Annotated in this window: 12 protein-coding genes; 7 read left to right on the top strand and 5 right to left on the bottom strand. The window is 70.6% G+C overall.

The window, feature by feature from the left end:
- Positions 1–97 precede the first annotated feature (97 nt).
- The 3 genes from V2W30_RS13360 to holA all read left to right on the top strand — a co-directional run bounded on the left by V2W30_RS13360 (position 98) and on the right by holA (position 2,520).
- Complete coding sequence (locus V2W30_RS13360; RefSeq protein WP_338696383.1) at positions 98–979, top strand: YceI family protein; 882 nt, start codon at positions 98–100, stop codon at positions 977–979.
- A gap of 233 nt (positions 980–1,212) precedes the next feature.
- A complete protein-coding gene (locus V2W30_RS13355) occupies positions 1,213–1,458 on the top strand; it encodes a hypothetical protein (protein ID WP_338696381.1) in 246 nt (81 codons plus the stop codon).
- Positions 1,459–1,533: 75 nt separating this feature from the next.
- A complete protein-coding gene (holA, locus tag V2W30_RS13350) occupies positions 1,534–2,520 on the top strand; it encodes a DNA polymerase III subunit delta (RefSeq protein ID WP_338696379.1) in 987 nt (328 codons plus the stop codon).
- Between the two features lie 195 nt (positions 2,521–2,715).
- On the opposite strand, the gene rpsT is transcribed toward holA, so the two are convergent.
- The gene (gene rpsT / locus V2W30_RS13345) at positions 2,716–2,982 is read right to left on the bottom strand and encodes a 30S ribosomal protein S20 (RefSeq protein WP_338696377.1); all 267 of its coding nucleotides are present in this window, start codon (positions 2,980–2,982) and stop codon (positions 2,716–2,718) included.
- Positions 2,983–3,205: 223 nt separating this feature from the next.
- Here rpsT and lepA point away from each other — a divergent pair, with 223 nt between their 5' ends.
- Positions 3,206–5,077 carry a translation elongation factor 4 gene (lepA, locus tag V2W30_RS13340; RefSeq protein WP_338696375.1) on the top strand — a complete coding sequence of 624 codons (1,872 nt, stop codon included), beginning with the start codon at positions 3,206–3,208 and terminating at the stop codon, positions 5,075–5,077.
- A gap of 286 nt (positions 5,078–5,363) precedes the next feature.
- Entirely contained in the window at positions 5,364–7,247 is a 1,884-nt protein-coding gene (locus V2W30_RS13335) for a long-chain fatty acid--CoA ligase (protein ID WP_338696373.1), read from the top strand.
- Positions 7,248–7,265: 18 nt separating this feature from the next.
- On the opposite strand, the gene V2W30_RS13330 is transcribed toward V2W30_RS13335, so the two are convergent.
- Together V2W30_RS13330 and V2W30_RS13325 are read right to left on the bottom strand one after the other, a co-directional pair.
- Entirely contained in the window at positions 7,266–7,847 is a 582-nt protein-coding gene (locus V2W30_RS13330) for a response regulator (RefSeq protein ID WP_338696372.1), read from the bottom strand.
- A 12-nt stretch (positions 7,848–7,859) separates the two neighbouring features.
- Entirely contained in the window at positions 7,860–11,942 is a 4,083-nt protein-coding gene (locus tag V2W30_RS13325; protein WP_338703593.1) for a HAMP domain-containing protein, read from the bottom strand.
- 228 nt (positions 11,943–12,170) lie between these two features.
- Between V2W30_RS13325 and V2W30_RS13320 the strand changes: the two genes are divergently transcribed.
- Positions 12,171–14,090 carry an ATP-binding SpoIIE family protein phosphatase gene (locus tag V2W30_RS13320; RefSeq protein WP_338696371.1) on the top strand — a complete coding sequence of 640 codons (1,920 nt, stop codon included), beginning with the start codon at positions 12,171–12,173 and terminating at the stop codon, positions 14,088–14,090.
- A gap of 39 nt (positions 14,091–14,129) precedes the next feature.
- Positions 14,130–15,362, top strand: a complete 1,233-nt coding sequence (gene hemW / locus V2W30_RS13315) for a radical SAM family heme chaperone HemW (protein ID WP_338696370.1) — start codon at positions 14,130–14,132, stop codon at positions 15,360–15,362.
- A gap of 28 nt (positions 15,363–15,390) precedes the next feature.
- Here the strand turns inward: hemW and V2W30_RS13310 are convergent, their stop codons facing one another.
- Positions 15,391–16,269, bottom strand: a complete 879-nt coding sequence (locus V2W30_RS13310; protein WP_338696369.1) for a DUF3097 domain-containing protein — start codon at positions 16,267–16,269, stop codon at positions 15,391–15,393.
- Between the two features lie 34 nt (positions 16,270–16,303).
- Positions 16,304–17,053, bottom strand: coding sequence for an MBL fold metallo-hydrolase (locus V2W30_RS13305; RefSeq protein ID WP_338696368.1), 750 nt, complete (start codon positions 17,051–17,053; stop codon positions 16,304–16,306).
- Between the last annotated feature and the right edge of the window lie 42 nt (positions 17,054–17,095).

The raw sequence follows: 17,095 nt of genomic DNA, 5'->3' as shown, positions 1-17,095 counted from the left end.
TGACCTCGTGTTGCCTCGAAAGCCGCAACGGTGATCGAATACTTCTTCGTTGAAGAAGTAACGGACGTTGTCAAGACGCACCTGGGGTGGGTAGTTCATGTTCGGCCGCTGGCTGGGAAACCGTACGAACCGGGCTCAACGGACAAGTCCACTGGCGGCGTTGACGGTGCCGCCCAGCGCGGGGGTGCTCAGCTGTCGCGTTCTGGACCCCGTCAATGAGCCGGTCCGCGGAGCCGAGTTCGCGGTGAGCGATGTGATGGGGCGCAAGGTGGTCGGTGGCGGCACCGATCCGTTCGGCTCCTTCATGGCGGCCGTGCCCGCCGGTGACTACCGGCTCGCCGTCTCCGCCGAGGGGTACGCGCCCTATCGCGTCAGCACCACCGTCACGGAGAGCGGGCACGCCTCGCTCGGCGACGTGACGCTCCAGGTCACCCCGCCGCCGCAGCTGCCCAGGCCCGGCGACTGGGAGATCGAGCCGATGCACTCGTCGATCGCGTTCACGGCCCGGCACATCGGGCTGGCCCGGATCCACGGCCGGTTCAACACGTTCGCCGGGGCGCTGCGTGTCGCCGAGCGCATCGAGCAGTCCGCGATGCACGTCGTCATCGACGCCTCGTCCATCGACACGAACGTGAAGATGCGCGACGACCACCTCAGGTCCGCTGACTTCCTCGACGTCGACCGCTTCCCGACGCTGGAGTTCTACAGCGAGCGGTTCGTGCACAAGGGCGGCAACCGCTGGGCGGTCACCGGCGCGCTCACGCTGCACGGTGTGACCCGCACGGTCACGCTCGACGCGGAGTACCTGGGCCTGGGCAACGGCATGGAGGGGGAGACCCGTGCCGCCTGCCGCGCCACCGTCGAACTGCACCGCGACGACTTCACCGTCAGCTGGCAGACGATGCTGGCCAAGGGCATCGCCGTCGTCGGCTCCAGTGTCAAGATCGAGCTGGACGTACAGGTCGTGCCCAAGGGCTGACCGCCTCGGGCCCGTCGCCCCGAGGGCCCGTCGCTCCGAGGGCCCGTCGCCCCGAGGCCCCACGCCTCTTGGGCCCCTCGCCCCGCGCCCCTCGGGTCCCTCGCGACCCGAGGGCCGACCGCCGACCGCCACCTGCCTGTCTGTCTGCCTGTCGACCTGTCTGTCTGCCGACCTGTCTGCCTGTCCCTCCGCCCCGGTGCGGGGCAGTCGCCGTCATGTCCGAAAATGGTTTCGTGAGCGATGAGAGACACGTACTGGTGCTGCCGGACCGCGACGCGGCGGACGAGGCCGCTGAGGCGCTGAAGGAGCGTTTCGCGGTCGCCGAGGAGCCGCAGCTCGTACGGGACGCCCTGGCCGGTGAGGACGATGCCGAGGACGCGCAGTGGCTGCTCGTCGTCGAGGACCCGGCGGGGCGGCTCGACCCGGACGAGCTGGACGCGTTCGCCGGCGAGTGGGACGGCTGGCGCGAGGAGCAGTAGGCCCGGCGCCCGGCGTACCGGGAGCACCCGGCGGGCGGGCCGGGCTGTCAGTGCCGCGTGGGATGCTTGACCGCGATGGCCAGGAACCCTGCAAACGACGATCCGCTCGCCCCCGTCACCGTCGCGGTGGGCCAGGAGGATCTGCTGCTCGACCGCGCGGTGCAGCAGGTGGTGGCGGCCGCGCGGGCCGCCGACGCGGACACGGACGTGCGCGACCTCACGCCGGACCAGGTACAGCCCGGCACGCTCGCCGAGCTGACGAGTCCGTCGCTGTTCGCCGAGCGCAAGGTCGTCGTCGTGCGCAACGCACAGGACCTCTCGGCCGACACCATCAAGGACGTGAAGGCGTACTTCGGCTCGCCGGTCGAGGAGATCACGCTGGTGCTGCTGCACGCCGGCGGCGCCAAGGGCAAGGGGCTGCTCGACGCCGCCCGCAAGGCCGGGGCGCGTGAGGTCGCCTGCCCCAAGATGACCAAGCCGGCGGACCGCCTTGCGTTCGTGCGCGGCGAGTTCCGGGCGCTCGGGCGCTCCGCCACGCCCGAGGCGTGCCAGTCGCTGGTCGACGCGATCGGCAGCGATCTGCGCGAGCTGGCCTCCGCCGCCGCCCAGCTCGTCGCCGACATCGAGGGGACGATCGACGAGGCCGTCGTCGGGCGCTACTACACGGGACGCGCCGAGGCCTCCAGCTTCACCGTGGCCGACCGGGCCGTGGAGGGCCGGGCCGCGGAGGCGCTCGAAGCGCTGCGGTGGTCGCTGTCGACGGGGGTCGCACCGGTTCTGATCACCAGTGCGCTGGCCCAGGGCGTGCGGGCCATCGGGAAGCTGTCGTCCGCGCGGGGCGGGCGCCCCGCGGATCTGGCGCGGGAGCTCGGGATGCCGCCGTGGAAGATCGACCGGGTGCGCCAGCAGATGCGGGGGTGGACTCCGGACGGGGTCGCCATCGCGTTGCAGGCCGTCGCCGAGGCCGACGCCGGAGTCAAGGGCGGCGGAGGCGACCCCGGGTACGCGCTGGAGAAGGCCGTGGTCACCGTCGCGCGGGCGGCGCGGGCCCGGGGCCGCTGACAAGCCGGACCGCACGCCGAAGCCCCGCCCTGAAGAGGGCGGGGCTTCGGTTCACGCATGAGGTGAGCCGCACCCGCGTGGCGAACGCAGGCCGCGTGCGGCTCGGGGGCCGGTCGGGGGCGGATGAGAGAGGGCCCGCCCGGGTCCTTCCGGCGTTCAGATCAGGTGTTCGGGGACATGCCCCGAACGACAGGTTCAGGCCTTGATGGACGCGACCTGCGAAGCAAGCGCCGACTTCTTGTTGGCGGCCTGGTTCTTGTGGATGACGCCCTTCGAGGCGGCCTTGTCGAGCTTGCGCGCAGCCTCGCGCGCGGCGACGGTGGCCTTCTCGACGTCACCCGCGGCAGCGGCCTCGCGGGCCTTGCGGATCGCGGTCTTCAGGGAGGACTTGACGGCCTTGTTGCGCAGCCGAGCCTTCTCGTTGGTCTTGATCCGCTTGATCTGGGACTTGATGTTCGCCACGAAATGAGCCTTTTCAGGTTCAGGCACAGGCCCGATGAAGGACCCGTACCGATGATTTTTACCGAGTGTGCCTCGCGCTGAGAGGGCATGAGACACAGCTGCCCACGGTACCAGCCGTCCTCCCACCGGCCCAAACCTGGCGCAGTCCCGCGGCCGTGGGACCATGGAAGCTACGTATCGATCCGACCCGAGGCATAAGGCGCCTCAAGAGACAGGACCCTGCGTGCCCGCGACCCCTAAGAATGTGCCCGAGCCGAGCCGTACCGACCCGGCTCTGATCCGCAATTTCTGCATCATCGCGCACATCGACCACGGCAAGTCCACCCTCGCCGACCGCATGCTCCAGCTGACGGGTGTGGTCGAGCAGCGGCAGATGCGTGCTCAGTACCTCGACCGGATGGACATCGAGCGCGAGCGCGGCATCACGATCAAGTCCCAGGCGGTGCGGCTGCCCTGGGCCCCGACGGAAGGGGCCGACCAGGGCAGGACGCACATCCTGAACATGATCGACACCCCGGGCCACGTGGACTTCACGTACGAGGTCTCGCGCTCCCTCGCCGCGTGCGAGGGCACGGTTCTGCTCGTCGACGCCGCCCAGGGGATCGAGGCCCAGACCCTCGCCAACCTCTACCTGGCGATGGAGAACGACCTCAAGATCATCCCGGTGCTCAACAAGATCGACCTGCCGGCGGCCCAGCCCGAGAAGTTCTCCGAGGAGCTGGCCAACCTCATCGGCTGCCAGCCCGAGGACGTGCTGCGGGTCTCCGCGAAGACCGGCGTCGGTGTCGACGCGCTGCTCGACAAGGTCGTCGCCGAGATCCCCGCGCCGGTCGGCGTCGCCGACGCCCCCGCCCGCGCGATGATCTTCGACTCGGTCTACGACTCGTACCGGGGCGTCGTCACGTACGTGCGTGTCATCGACGGCCAGCTCAACAAGCGTGAGCGGATCCGGATGATGTCCACGGGCGCCACGCACGAGCTCCTGGAGATCGGGACGAACTCGCCGGAGATGCTCGCGGCCGACGGCCTCGGTGTCGGCGAGGTGGGTTACCTGATCACCGGCGTGAAGGACGTCCGTCAGTCCAAGGTCGGTGACACGATCACCTCCCTGCACAACGGCGCGACGGAGGCCCTCGGCGGCTACAAGGACCCGAAGCCGATGGTCTTCTCGGGTCTGTATCCGCTGGACGGCTCGGACTACCCCGAGCTGCGCGACGCCCTCGACAAGCTCCAGCTCAACGACGCCGCGCTCGTGTACGAGCCGGAGACCTCGGCCGCGCTCGGCTTCGGCTTCCGTGTCGGCTTCCTCGGCCTGCTGCACCTCGACGTGATCCGCGAGCGCCTGGAGCGCGAGTTCGGGCTCGACCTGATCGCCACCGCGCCGAACGTGGTCTACCGCGTCGACATGGAGGACGGCTCCGAGCACGTCGTCACGAACCCGAGCGAGTTCCCCGAGGGGAAGATCGACAAGGTCTATGAGCCGGTCGTGCGCGCCACCATCCTCGCGCCGTCCGAGTTCATCGGGTCGATCATGGAGCTGTGCCAGACCCGGCGCGGTGTGCTGCTCGGCATGGACTACCTGTCGGAGGACCGGGTCGAGATCCGGTACACGCTGCCGCTCGCGGAGATCGTCTTCGACTTCTTCGACCAGCTGAAGTCCAAGACCCGCGGCTACGCCTCCCTCGACTACGAGCCCACCGGCGAGCAGACCGCCAACCTGGTCAAGGTCGACATCCTGCTGCACGGCGACAAGGTCGACGCGTTCTCGGCGATCACGCACCGGGACGCGGCCTACTCCTACGGCGTCCGGCTCGTCGCCAAGCTGCGCGAGCTCATCCCGCGGCAGGCGTTCGAGGTGCCGATCCAGGCCGCGATCGGCTCCCGGGTCATCGCCCGCGAGACCATCCGCGCCATCCGCAAGGACGTGCTCGCCAAGTGCTACGGCGGTGACATCTCCCGTAAGCGCAAGCTGCTCGAGAAGCAGAAGGAGGGCAAGAAGCGCATGAAGATGGTCGGCTCCGTCGAGGTGCCGCAGGAAGCCTTCATCGCGGTCCTGTCCAGCGACGACTCCGGCAGCGCCAAGGGCAAGAAGTAGCCCGGAAGCCGTTGTGCGGCGTTCCGTCGAAGGCGCCTGTCCGTGACCCGGACAGGCGCCTTCGGCGTTTTCCGTACCGGCGGTGGGGCCGACGCACACAGGCGTGGTGGCCCCACCGCTTTTGTGTGAACCCTGTGTGGGCAGGGGGCCACGGGGGGCGGCGCGGCGGAAGTTGAGGGCCGGAGCCTCTTACGCGGCGGGCGAGTGACCCTTACCCTGATCACTGCTCCATAGTTACTCGCCAGTTAAACAAGCCAGCCGCACCGCCGCGGGCCCGGAGGACGTCGTGAGCGACACACAGACCCTGATCGAGAACCGTCCGCCCTCCGTGGCGTCTCTCTTCCTGGAGCGCGTGGCGGCCACACCGGATGCCGAGGCATACCGCTACCCGGTGCCCGCGAGCAGCGGCCCCGACGAGTGGAAGTCGCTCAGCTGGGCGCAGGCCGCGCAGCGCGTCTACGCCATCGCCGCCGGTCTCGTCGAGCTCGGGGTGCAGCCTGAGGAGCGGATCGCGCTCGCCGCCTCGACGCGGGTCGAGTGGATCCTCGCCGACCTCGGCATCATGTGCGCGGGCGCGGCGACCACGACGATCTACCCGCAGACCAACGCCGAGGAGTCGGCGTTCATCCTGGCCGACTCCGGGTCGAAGGTGCTGGTCGCCGAGGACGCCGCGCAGCTCGCCAAGGCACGCGCCCAGCGCGCCGAGCTGCCCGAGCTCGCGCACGTCGTGGTGATCGACGCGACCGGGGTCGAGCCGGACGCCGCCGACCCCGACGGATGGCTGCTCACCCTGGAGGACCTGGAGGCGCGCGGCGCCGCCTACCTGGAGAAGAACCCCGAGGTCGTCAAGGAGCGGGTCGGGGCGATCCAGAAGGACCAGCTCGCCACGCTCATCTACACCTCGGGCACGACCGGGCGCCCCAAGGGCGTCCGGCTCCCGCACGACAACTGGTCGTACATGGCCAAGGCGATCGCGGCGACCGGGCTCGTGGGCCCCGACGACGTGCAGTACCTGTGGCTGCCGCTCGCGCACGTCTTCGGCAAGGTACTCACCAGCGGTCAGATCGAGGTCGGGCACGTCACCGCGGTCGACGGACGCGTCGACAAGATCATCGAGAACCTGCCCGTCGTGCAGCCGACGTACATGGCCGCCGTGCCGCGCATCTTCGAGAAGGTCTACAACGGCGTCGCCGCGAAGGCGCGCGCCGGGGGCAACGCCAAGTACAAGATCTTCCAGTGGGCGGCCGGCGTCGCGCGCGAGTACGCGAAGGTCAGCCAGGACAACTTCCGCAGGACCGGGGTGAGTTCGGTGCCCTTCGGACTCGCGTCCAAGCACAAGGTCGCCGACGCCCTCGTCTACAGCAAGCTGCGGGAGGCGTTCGGCGGACGGCTGCGGGCCTGCGTCTCCGGATCCGCCGCGCTCGCGCCCGAGATCGGCTACTTCTTCGCAGGCGCGGGAGTCCACATCCTTGAGGGGTACGGCCTGACCGAGTCGTCGGCCGCGTCCTTCGTCAACCCCGGCGAGGCGTACCGGACCGGCACGGTCGGCAAGCCGCTGCCCGGCACGGACGTACGGATCGCGGACGACGGCGAGATCCTGCTGCGCGGGCCCGGCATCATGGCCGGCTACCACGGGCTGCCGGAGAAGACCGCCGAGGTCCTGGAGTCCGACGGCTGGTTCCACACCGGTGACATCGGCGAGCTGTCCGTCGACGGCTACCTGCGGATCACCGACCGGAAGAAGGACCTCATCAAGACGTCGGGCGGCAAGTACATCGCGCCCGCCGAGGTCGAGGGCCAGTTCAAGGCCGTGTGCCCGTACGTCTCCAACATCCTGGTGCACGGCGCCGACCGGAACTTCTGCACCGCCCTCATCGCGCTCGACGAGCCGTCGATCCTGGAGTGGGCCAAGGAGAACGGACTCGGCGGGAAGTCCTACGCCGAGGTCGTGGCCGCGCCCGCCACGGTGCAGCTCGTCGAGGGCTACGTACAGGAGCTGAACCAGGGGCTTCAGCGCTGGCAGACCATCAAGAAGTTCAAGCTGCTGCCGCGCGATCTCGACATCGAGCACGGCGAGCTGACGCCCAGCCTGAAGCTGAAGCGGCCGGTCGTCGAGCGCGAGTACAAGGGCCTGCTCGACGAGATGTACGCGGGCAGCCGCGAGGGCTAGCGCGCGGCGGCGCCCCGGTCAGGGGCGCCGCATCGTGCGCAGCGTTTCCTCCATCCGGGCGATGTGCGTGCGCAGCTGGTTCACGTCCGGGTCCGTGTGGGCGGCCAGGCTGTGCTCGATGGCGTCCATGCGTGCGGCCAGGCTCTCGAACTGCTGCTGTTCGCGGGCCAGCAGCCGCTCCAGCTGCCGGTTCTTGCGGTGCAGGTCGAGGAAGACGGTGACCTTGGCGCGCAGCACCCACGGGTCGAACGGCTTGGTCAGGTAGTCGGCGGCGCCGGTCGCGTAGCCCCGGAAGGCGTAGCCGGCGTCCGCGTCCGTCCCCGTCAGGAAGATGATCGGGACGTCCTTCGTCTGGTCCAGGCGCTTGATGTTGGTCGCCGTCTCGAAGCCGTCCATGCCCGGCATCCTGATGTCCAGGAGGACGACGGCGAAGCGGCGGCGCAGCAGCGCCTTCATGGCCTCCTCGCCCGAACGAGCCCGCACGAGGGGCTCGTTGAGCGATCCGAGGACGGCTTCCAGGGCTACCAGGTTGTCCTCCATGTCGTCGACCAGCAGGATGCTGGCCCGATCGGGAGAACCGGTCTCTGCGGTGGTGGTCATGGTGACGCTGCCTCACTCGATCGTCGGCGGGGCGACGGTTTCCCCTTCGCTCTCGGATGTCCCCGGCTCAGCGGGTTCGCCGGCGGGTCGGTCAGCGGCCTCGGGGGCCAGCAGGTCGCAGACGACGGTCAGCAGTTGGTCCACGTCCACCGGCTTCGGGACGTAGTCGTTGGCGCCCTTGGCGATCGACTTCTCGCGGTCGCCGGGCATCGCCTTGGCGGTGAGCGCCACGATGGGCAGCCCGGCCCAGCGCGGGGTCCTGCGGATGACCGAGATGGTCTCGTAGCCGTCCATCTCCGGCATCATGATGTCCATCAGGACCAGCTCGATGTCCGGGTTGCGGTCGAGCGTCTCGATGCCCTCGCGGCCGTTCTCCGCGTACAGGACGGGCATGCCGACCCGGCCGAGCACATGGGTGAGGGCGAAGACGTTGCGGATGTCGTCGTCGACGATGAGGACGCGGCGGCCCGGAAGGATCTGTCCCGCCTGACCCTTGCGCCACTGCTCCAGCTTCGTCGGCGTCGGCCAGTTGTCCTCCTGCTCGTGGATCGTGTACGTGTCCGCGCTCTGGCCCTGCTGGGCCGGTACGAGCGGCGCCTGGTCCGGGGCGGGCAGTTCGAGCGGGGAGTCGGCCGCCGGGTCGTGGCCCGGATAGACCACGGGGACGTACAGGGTGAACGTGGAGCCCTCGCCGGGCTCGCTCTCGGCGATGATCCGCCCGCCCAGCAGGCCGGCGATCTCGCGGCTGATGGACAGGCCGAGGCCCGTGCCGCCGTACTTGCGGTTGGTGGTGCCGTCGGCCTGCTGGAACGCCTCGAAGATGACGGGGAGTTTGTCGCGGGCGATGCCGATGCCGGTGTCCGAGACGGCGAAGGCGAGCAGGTCGTCGGTCTCGCGCACGAGCGTGTGCTCCGGATCCTTGATCCGCTTGACGCGCAGCTCGACCTTGCCGTTCGCGGTGAACTTGATCGCGTTCGACAGCAGGTTGCGCAGGATCTGCTGGAGGCGCTGCTCGTCGGAGAACACCTCGCGCGGCACGTCCTCGCCGACCGACACCTCGAAGGCGAGGCCCCGGTCGAGGGTGATGGGCCGGAACGTCGCGTGGACGTAGTCGAGGAGCTTGATGAGGGGGAGCTTCTTGGGCCGTACGTCCATCCGCCCGGCCTCGATCTTCGACAGGTCGAGGATGTCGTTGATGAGCTGGAGCAGGTCCGAGCCCGAGCGGTGGATCGTCGTCGCGAACTGGACCTCCTGGTCGTTCAGATGCCCGTCCGGGTTGTCGGAGAGGAGACGGGCCAGGATGAGCAGGGAGTTCAGCGGCGTGCGCAGCTCGTGCGACATGTTCGCCAGGAACTCCGACTTGTACTGGGACGACGTCGCCAAAAGGGCTGCCTTCTCCTCCAGTTCGGCGTTCGAGCGCTGCAACTCGGCCTGCTGGCGCTGGAGTTCGTCCGACCTCTCCTGGAGCTGCGTCGCGAGGCGCTGGGACTCGCCGAGCAGGGACTCCGTACGGGAGTTGGCGATGATCGTGTTGATCGCGACGCCGATGGTGTTCACGAACTGGTCGAAGAAGGCCAGGTGGACGTCGGAGAAGCGGGAGAACGAGGCCAGCTCGATGACGCCGAGGAGCTTGTCCTCGAAGAGGATCGGGATGATGACGACCGAGGCGGGCGCGGCCTCACCGAGACCGCTGTTGATCTTGATGTAGTCCGGCGGCGCCTCCTCCACGAGGATGCGCTTCTTCTCCAGCGCCGCCTGCCGTACGAGCCCGTGGACCGGCATGCCGCCCGTGTCGACGACCAGGGCCGCCGCCGAGCCGTACCCCGCGATGTAGGCGAGGCCCTTGGTGGGGATGGCCGAGCGGATCGGGGTGTCGTCCTCGTCCGGTTCGGCGAGGAAGAAGGCGCCGTACTGCGCGTTCACCAGCGGGGTCAGCTCGCGCAGGATCAGGTCGGCGACCTCCATCAGGTCGCGGTGGCCCTGCATCAGCGCCGCCAGGCGGGCCAGGTTCGACTCCAGCCAGTCCTTCGCGCGGGTCGTCTCGCGGAGGTTGGCCACCATCAGGTTGATGTTGTCCTTCAGCTCGGCGACCTCGCCCTGGGTCTCCACCGTGATGGAGCGGGACATGTCGCCGGAGGTCACCGCGGAGGCGACCTCGGCGATGGCGCGGACCTGCGTGGTCAGGTTCGACGCCAGTTCGTTCACGTTCGTCGTCAGGCGCTTCCAGGTGCCGTACACGCCCTCGACCCGGGCCTGGCCGCCGAGTTGGCCCTCGGAGCCCACCTCGCGGGCCACGCGGGTGACCTCGGAGGAGAAGGACGAGAGCGTGTCGACCATCGTGTTGATGGTCGTCTTGAGTTCGAGGATCTCACCGCGCGCGTCGACGTCGATCTTCTTGGAGAGGTCGCCCTGGGCCACGGCCGTCGCGACCTGCGCGATGTTGCGGACCTGCGACGTGAGGTTGTCCGCCATGTAGTTGACGTTGTCGGTGAGGTCCTTCCAGACACCCGAGACGCCGTGCACGGTCGCGCGGCCACCGAGCCGGCCGTCGGTGCCGACCTCGCGGGCCACACGGGTCACCTCGTCGGCGAAGCCCCGCAGCTGCTCCACCATCGTGTTGACGGTGTCCTTCAGTTCGAGGATCTCGCCGCGGGCGTCGACCGAGATCTTCTTCGACAGGTCGCCCTGCGCCACCGCCGTGGTGACCTGGGCGATGTTGCGGACCTGCGAGGTCAGGTTCGACGCCATGAAGTTGACGTTCGCGGTGAGGTCGTTCCACACACCGGCGACGCCGCGGACCTGGGCCTGACCGCCCAGGTTCCCTTCCGTGCCCACCTCGCGGGCCACGCGGGTGACCTCGTCGGCGAAGGCGGAGAGCTGGTCGACCATCGTGTTGATCGTCGACTTCAGTTCGAGGATCTCGCCCTTCGCCTCGACGGTGATCTTCTTGCCGAGGTCGCCCGAGGCCACCGCCGTCGACACGAGCGCGATGTTGCGGACCTGCGACGTGAGGTTGTCCGCCATGAAGTTGACGTTGTCGGTGAGGTCCTTCCAGACGCCGGAGACGCCGCGGACCTGGGCGCGGCCGCCGAGTTGGCCCTCGGTGCCGACCTCGCGGGCGACGCGGGTGACCTCGTCGGCGAAGGCGGAGAGCTGGTCGACCATCGTGTTGATCGTCGACTTCAGTTCGAGGATCTCGCCCTGCGCGTCGACGGTGATCTTCTGGCTCAGGTCGCCGTTGGCCACGGCCGTGGTGACCTGGGCGATGTTGCGGACCTGCGAGGTCAGGTTCGACGCCATGAAGTTGACGTTGTCGGTGAGGTCCTTCCAGACGCCGGAGACGCCGCGGACCTGGGCGCGGCCGCCGAGTTGGCCCTCGGTGCCGACCTCGCGGGCCACGCGGGTCACCTCGTCGGCGAAGGCGGAGAGCTGGTCGACCATCGTGTTCACGGTCAGCTTCAGTTCGAGCAGCTCGCCCGTCGCCTCGATCGTGACCGTGCGCGTCAGGTCGCCCCGCGCCACCGCCGTCGTCACCAGGGCGATGTCCCGCACCTGCGCGGTGAGGCGCGACGCCATCGTGTTGACGGCCTCGGTCACATCGCGCCAACTCCCGGACAGGCCCTGGGCCTTGGCGCGGCCGCCGAGACGGCCCTCGGTGCCGACCTCGCGCGCGACGCGGGTCACCTCGCCGGTGAACAGCGAGAGCTGGTCGACCATCTTGTTGACGGCGCCGCCCAACCTCCTCAGGTCGCCCCGGAGTTGGCGGGTCCCGTCGTGCAGGTCGACGCGCTGCGTCAGGTCGCCGCCCGCGACCGCGTCGAGCACCCGCGTGGCGTTCGCCGCCGGGGCGACCAGGGCCCCGATGATGGTGTTGACGTCGTTGATCCTGGTCGCCCAGGCGCCCTGTCCCGGGCTCGCCTCCAGCCGTTCGTCGAGACGGCCGTGGCGCACGATCTCCCGGCGCACACGCGTCAGTTCGACGTTGTAGTGGTGGCTGCGGTCGATGATCTGGTTGAAGACCGCGCCGAGCTCACCCACGATCCCGTTCCCGTTGTCGGGGACACGGATGAAGTTGCCGTCGCGGGCAGCCGTCATCGCGGCAAGGAGCGGACGCAGGTCGGCCGGATGGATCAGATCCCCGGGCGGGGGGATCGGCACCGTGGCCGACGTCCTGCTCGATGGCGCGCTGCGCGGTCCACGCTTAGCACTGTTCTCACTCATAGCGGCCCACTTCGGTGACTCGGCGCTTATGGGCGCGGTCAGTCTGTCACTCTGAGCGTGTCGCCTGAGGCGTCTTTGCCACAACTGCTCAGGAGCCGAAAAGTGGGGTCGATTCCTCTCCAGCGGGAAACCGCCGCCTCCGCCGCCGACCTGCCGGATCACTCGCACGTGGGATCGGTGGAGGCGCACACCTCGCTGCCCGGGAACCAGTTGGCGCCCGCCGCCGCTCGTCGTTTCGTCCGCTCGGCGCTCACCGGATGGGCCGAGGACGAGCTGCCCGAGGCGGCCGGAGTCGACGGCCGGATCACCGACGACGCCGTCGTCATCGTCAGCGAACTCGTCACGAACGCCGTCGTGCACGCCGGCACCGCCATCGACCTGCTGTGCCACCTCGCGGACGGCGTCCTCGTCATCGAGGTCACCGACCACCACCCCGCACGCGCCCTGTGGGGCGAACACCCGAGCCGCTCACCGGAGATGCCCGAGTACGGGCGCGGCCTGCGGCTCGTCGCCTCCCTCGCCGAGGCGTGGGGCATCACGTACCGGTCAGGCACCAAGACCGTCTGGGCCCGGCTGCCCGCCGACGGCACCGAGCCGTCCGCGGCCGAGCCCGACACCCGCTCCGCGGCGCGCGTCCTGCCGCGCGGCGCGCGCGCCGCCGAACTCCTCGCGGCCGCGCCCCGGCGCACACCCGACCGGGACTGGGTCAACCGGGGCGCCCTGACGTTCCTCGCGGAGGCCTCGGACATGCTCGCCGGGCAGCTCGACGTCGACATGGTCGCCGCCCTCGTCGGCCAGCTCCTCGTGCCGCGGCTCGCGGACTGGTGCGCCGTCTGGTTCTACGACGAGGAGGGCCGCGGCATGCCGGGCGCGGACGGGCACGATCTGCGCGGCGCCGACAGTGTCATGCCCGCGCCGCGCCTCGCCCGCGTCTGGCACTCCCACGAGAGCCGGATGGAGGAGCTCCGCGGCCTCCTGGAGAAGGACCCGCCGCGGCTGCCCGACAGCCCGTACTCCGCCCCCGTCCCCGTGCCGTGGCCCTTTCCGACGCAGGGCGACTCCGGGTCCGCGCTCGCCTACCGGCTCTCCGCCGGCGGCCGGGCGCTCGGCATCCTGCTCATCGGCCGGGCCGGACTGCTGCACTTCCCCGACGAGGTCACCGGGCTCGTCGAGGACTTCAGCCGCCGTGTCGCGCTCGCCGTCAGCGCGGCCCGCCGCTACACCCGGCAGGCCACCATCAGCCGCATCCTCCAGCGCGGTCTGCTGCCCTCCTCCATCGCCGAGATCCCCGGCATGAAGAGCGCCCTCGTGTACGAGCCGAAGGAGGCCGGCGGCCCCGGCGGCGACTTCTACGACGTGTTCCCCGCGAGCGACGGCCGCTGGTGCTTCGCCCTCGGCGACGTTCAGGGCAAGGGCCCCGAGGCCGCCGTGGTGATCGGGCTGGCCCGGCCCTGGCTGCGGCTGCTCGCCCGCGAGGGATACCCGGTCGCCCAGGTCCTCGACCGGCTCAACGGACTGCTGCTCGACGACGCCATGGAGGCCACGGACGCCGCGGGCCGCGCCCTCGCGGCCGCATCCGGCGGGCAGGACGTGCCGCCGGAGGGCTCGTCCACCCGCTTCCTGTCGCTCCTCTACGGCGAACTGACCCCCACCGAGACGGGCGTGACCTGTACGCTCGCCTCGGCCGGACATCCGCTGCCGCTGCTGATGCGGCCCGGCGGCGAGGTCGTCCCCGCGGCCGTACCGCAGGTGCTCCTCGGCGTCGTCGACGACCCCGAGTACACGAGCGAGACCTTCGAGATGCACACCGGGGACACCCTGCTGTGCGTCACGGACGGGGTGACCGAGCGGCGCCGCGGCCACCTCCAGTTCGACGACGGCGAAGGGCTCGCGCACGCCCTCGCCGGATGCGCGGGGCTCTCGGCGCCGCTGCTCGCGGAGCGGATCCGGCGCCTCGTGCACGCCTTCGCGGACAGCCCGCCCGACGACGACCTGGCGCTCCTGGTGCTCCAGGCGCAGTGACGGGCGCCGAGGGTTTCGCGGAGGCGGGACAATGGGGGCATGCCTTCCGCACTCCCCGACGGTGAGCCCGTCCCCGACGACGGCTCGCTGCCCGCCTCAGCCCTGGCCGACGCGGCGTCGCGACCGCTCGGCTTCTACCTCCACGTCCCGTACTGCGCCACGCGCTGCGGGTACTGCGACTTCAACACGTACACGGCGACCGAGCTGCGCGGCAGCGGCGGCGTGCTCGCGTCCCGCGACAACTACGCGGACCTGGTCGTGGACGAGGTCCGGCTCGCCCGCAAGGTGCTCGGCGACGACCCGCGGCCGGTGCGGACCGTGTTCGTCGGGGGCGGTACGCCGACCCTGCTGGCCGCCTCCGACCTCGTACGGATGCTGAAGGCGATCCGCGACGAGTTCGGCCTCGCGGACGACGCGGAGGTGACGACGGAGGCGAACCCCGAGTCGGTGGACCCCGCGTATCTGAGCGAGCTGCGGGAGGGCGGGTTCAACCGCGTCTCGTTCGGCATGCAGAGCGCCCGGCAGCACGTCCTGAAGGTCCTCGACCGCACGCACACGCCGGGTCGGCCCGAGGCCTGTGTCGCCGAGGCGCGCGCGGCCGGGTTCGAGCACGTGAACCTGGACCTGATCTACGGCACGCCGGGGGAGACCGACGACGACTGGCGGGCTTCGCTGGACGCGGCGCTCGGGGCCGGACCCGACCACGTCTCGGCCTACGCCCTGATCGTCGAGGAGGGCACCCAGCTCGCCCGGCGCATCCGGCGCGGCGAGGTCCCGATGACCGACGACGACGTCCACGCCGACCGGTACCTGATCGCGGACGAGGTCATGACCGCGGCCGGGTTCGACTGGTACGAGGTGTCGAACTGGGCCACGTCCGAGGCGGCGCGCTGCCTGCACAACGAGCTGTACTGGCGCGGCGCCGACTGGTGGGGTGCCGGGCCCGGGGCGCACTCGCACGTCGGCGGGGTGCGCTGGTGGAACGTGAAGCACCCCGGGGCGTACGCCGCCGCGCTGGCCGCCGGGAAGTCGCCCGGCGCCGGGCGGGAGATCCTGGCCGACGAGGACCGGCGGGTCGAGCGAATCCTTCTCGAACTGCGGCTGCGCGACGGGTGCCCCGTGTCGCTGCTCAAGCCCGCCGGTCTCGCGGCGGCCCGCAAGGCCGTGGCCGACGGCCTGCTGGAGGGCGAGGCGTTCCAGGCGGGCCGGGCCGTGCTGACCCTGCGCGGGCGCTTGCTGGCGGACGGGGTCGTGCGGGACCTGGTGGACTGAGGGCGCCGCTCGCGGTGGGCGGCGCGTCCTACGCGGTGACGAAGTCGATCAGTTCCTCGACCCGGCCCAGGAGTTCGGGCTCCAGGTCCTTGTAGGACCTGACCCGGGACAGGATGTGCTGCCACGCCTCGCCGGTGTTCGCCACACGCCAGCCGAGCGCCCGGCACACGCCCGTCTTCCAGTCCTGGCCGTGCGGAATCCGCGGCCAGGACTCGATACCCACCGAGGACGGCTTCACCGCCTCCCAGATGTCGATGTACGGGTGGCCCACGACCAGGGCGTGCTCGCTCGTCACCGACCGGGCGATCTTCCATTCCTTGGTGCCGGGCACCAGATGGTCGACCAGGACACCGAGGCGGGCGTCGGGTCCGGGCGCGAACGCGGACACGATCGCCGGAAGGTCGTCGACGCCTTCCAGGAACTCCACCGCCACACCCTCGATGCGCAGGTCGTCGCCCCACACCCGCTCGATGAGCTCCGCGTCGTGCTTGCCCTCGACGTAGATGCGGCCGGCCCGCGCCACGCGCGCACGGGCCCCGGGGAGCGCCACCGAACCCGAGGCCGTACGGGTCGGGCGGACCGGCGCGGGCGCCACGGCGGCGGGCCGCACCAGCGTGACGACCTTGCCCTCCAGGAGGAAGCCGCGCGGCTCCATCGGGAAGACGCGCTGCTTGCCGAAGCGGTCCTCCAGGGTCACCGTCGGACCCTGCGCCGTCTTCTCGACGCGGACGACCGCGCCGCAGTACCCGGTGGTGACCTCCTCGACCACGAGATCCGGCTCGGCCGGTACCTCGGGCACCGGCTTGTTCCGCTTCCAGGGGGGCGTGAGGTCGGCGTGGCCGTACGCACGGCGCTGCGGGTCCGAAGGACCCTCGTGGGAGGGGTGGCGGGAGACGGGTGGGAGCATTCGGCCGACGATAGGAGAAGTGGGCGCGCCCGTCCTAGGACACGCCGAAGCGGGCCGCCAGTGTGGCGCGCTGCTCGCGGACAAAACCCGCATTCACCACGGATCCGTGCCCGGGGACGTAGACCGCGTCCTCGCCGCCGAGCGCGACGAGCCGGTCGAGCGCCGCGGGCCACTGCCGGGGCGCCGCGTCCGAGCCCGCCTGCGGCTCCCCGGACTCCTCGACGAGATCGCCGCAGAAGACGATCTCCGGGGCACCGGCGATGCCCGGCACGAGCACCGCGAGGTCGTGGCCGCTGTGCGCCGGGCCGACGTTCGCGAGCAGCACCTGGAGGCCGCCGCCCAGGTCGAGCGTCCACTCCCCGCACACCCGGTGGTGCGGCGTGACCAGCAGGTCGCTCGCCTCGCCCGCCAGGTCCTCGTCCAGACCGTGCCCCACGGCGTCGGAGCGCAGCGCGTCGGCGCCGTGCGCGAAGACGGCGTCGACGCCCACGGCCCCGTACACCTCGACGCCCGCGAACGCGGCCGTGCCGAAGACGTGGTCGAAGTGCGGATGGGTGAGAGCGATGTGCGTCACTCTCCCGTGTGGCGTCAGGAGGCGCCGGACGTCCGCGCGCAGCCGGGAGCCTTCACGCAGTGAGGATCCGGTGTCGATCAGCAGGGCCGCGCCGTCCCCCACGACGAGGCCGGTCGTGCAGTCCCAGCCGGGCAGCCTGACCCGCCCCACGCGTGGCGCCAGCTCTTCCCAGCCCGCCGCCGTCCAGTCGATGCGTTCACCACGTTCCATGGGGACGACGCTAGCGGCCTTGCCGGGGCCGTACCCCACGGC

It is taken from the genome of Streptomyces sp. Q6, from assembly GCF_036967205.1.
Classification (GTDB): domain Bacteria; phylum Actinomycetota; class Actinomycetes; order Streptomycetales; family Streptomycetaceae; genus Streptomyces; species Streptomyces citrinus.
This window is presented reverse-complemented; position numbering and strand designations above follow the sequence as displayed.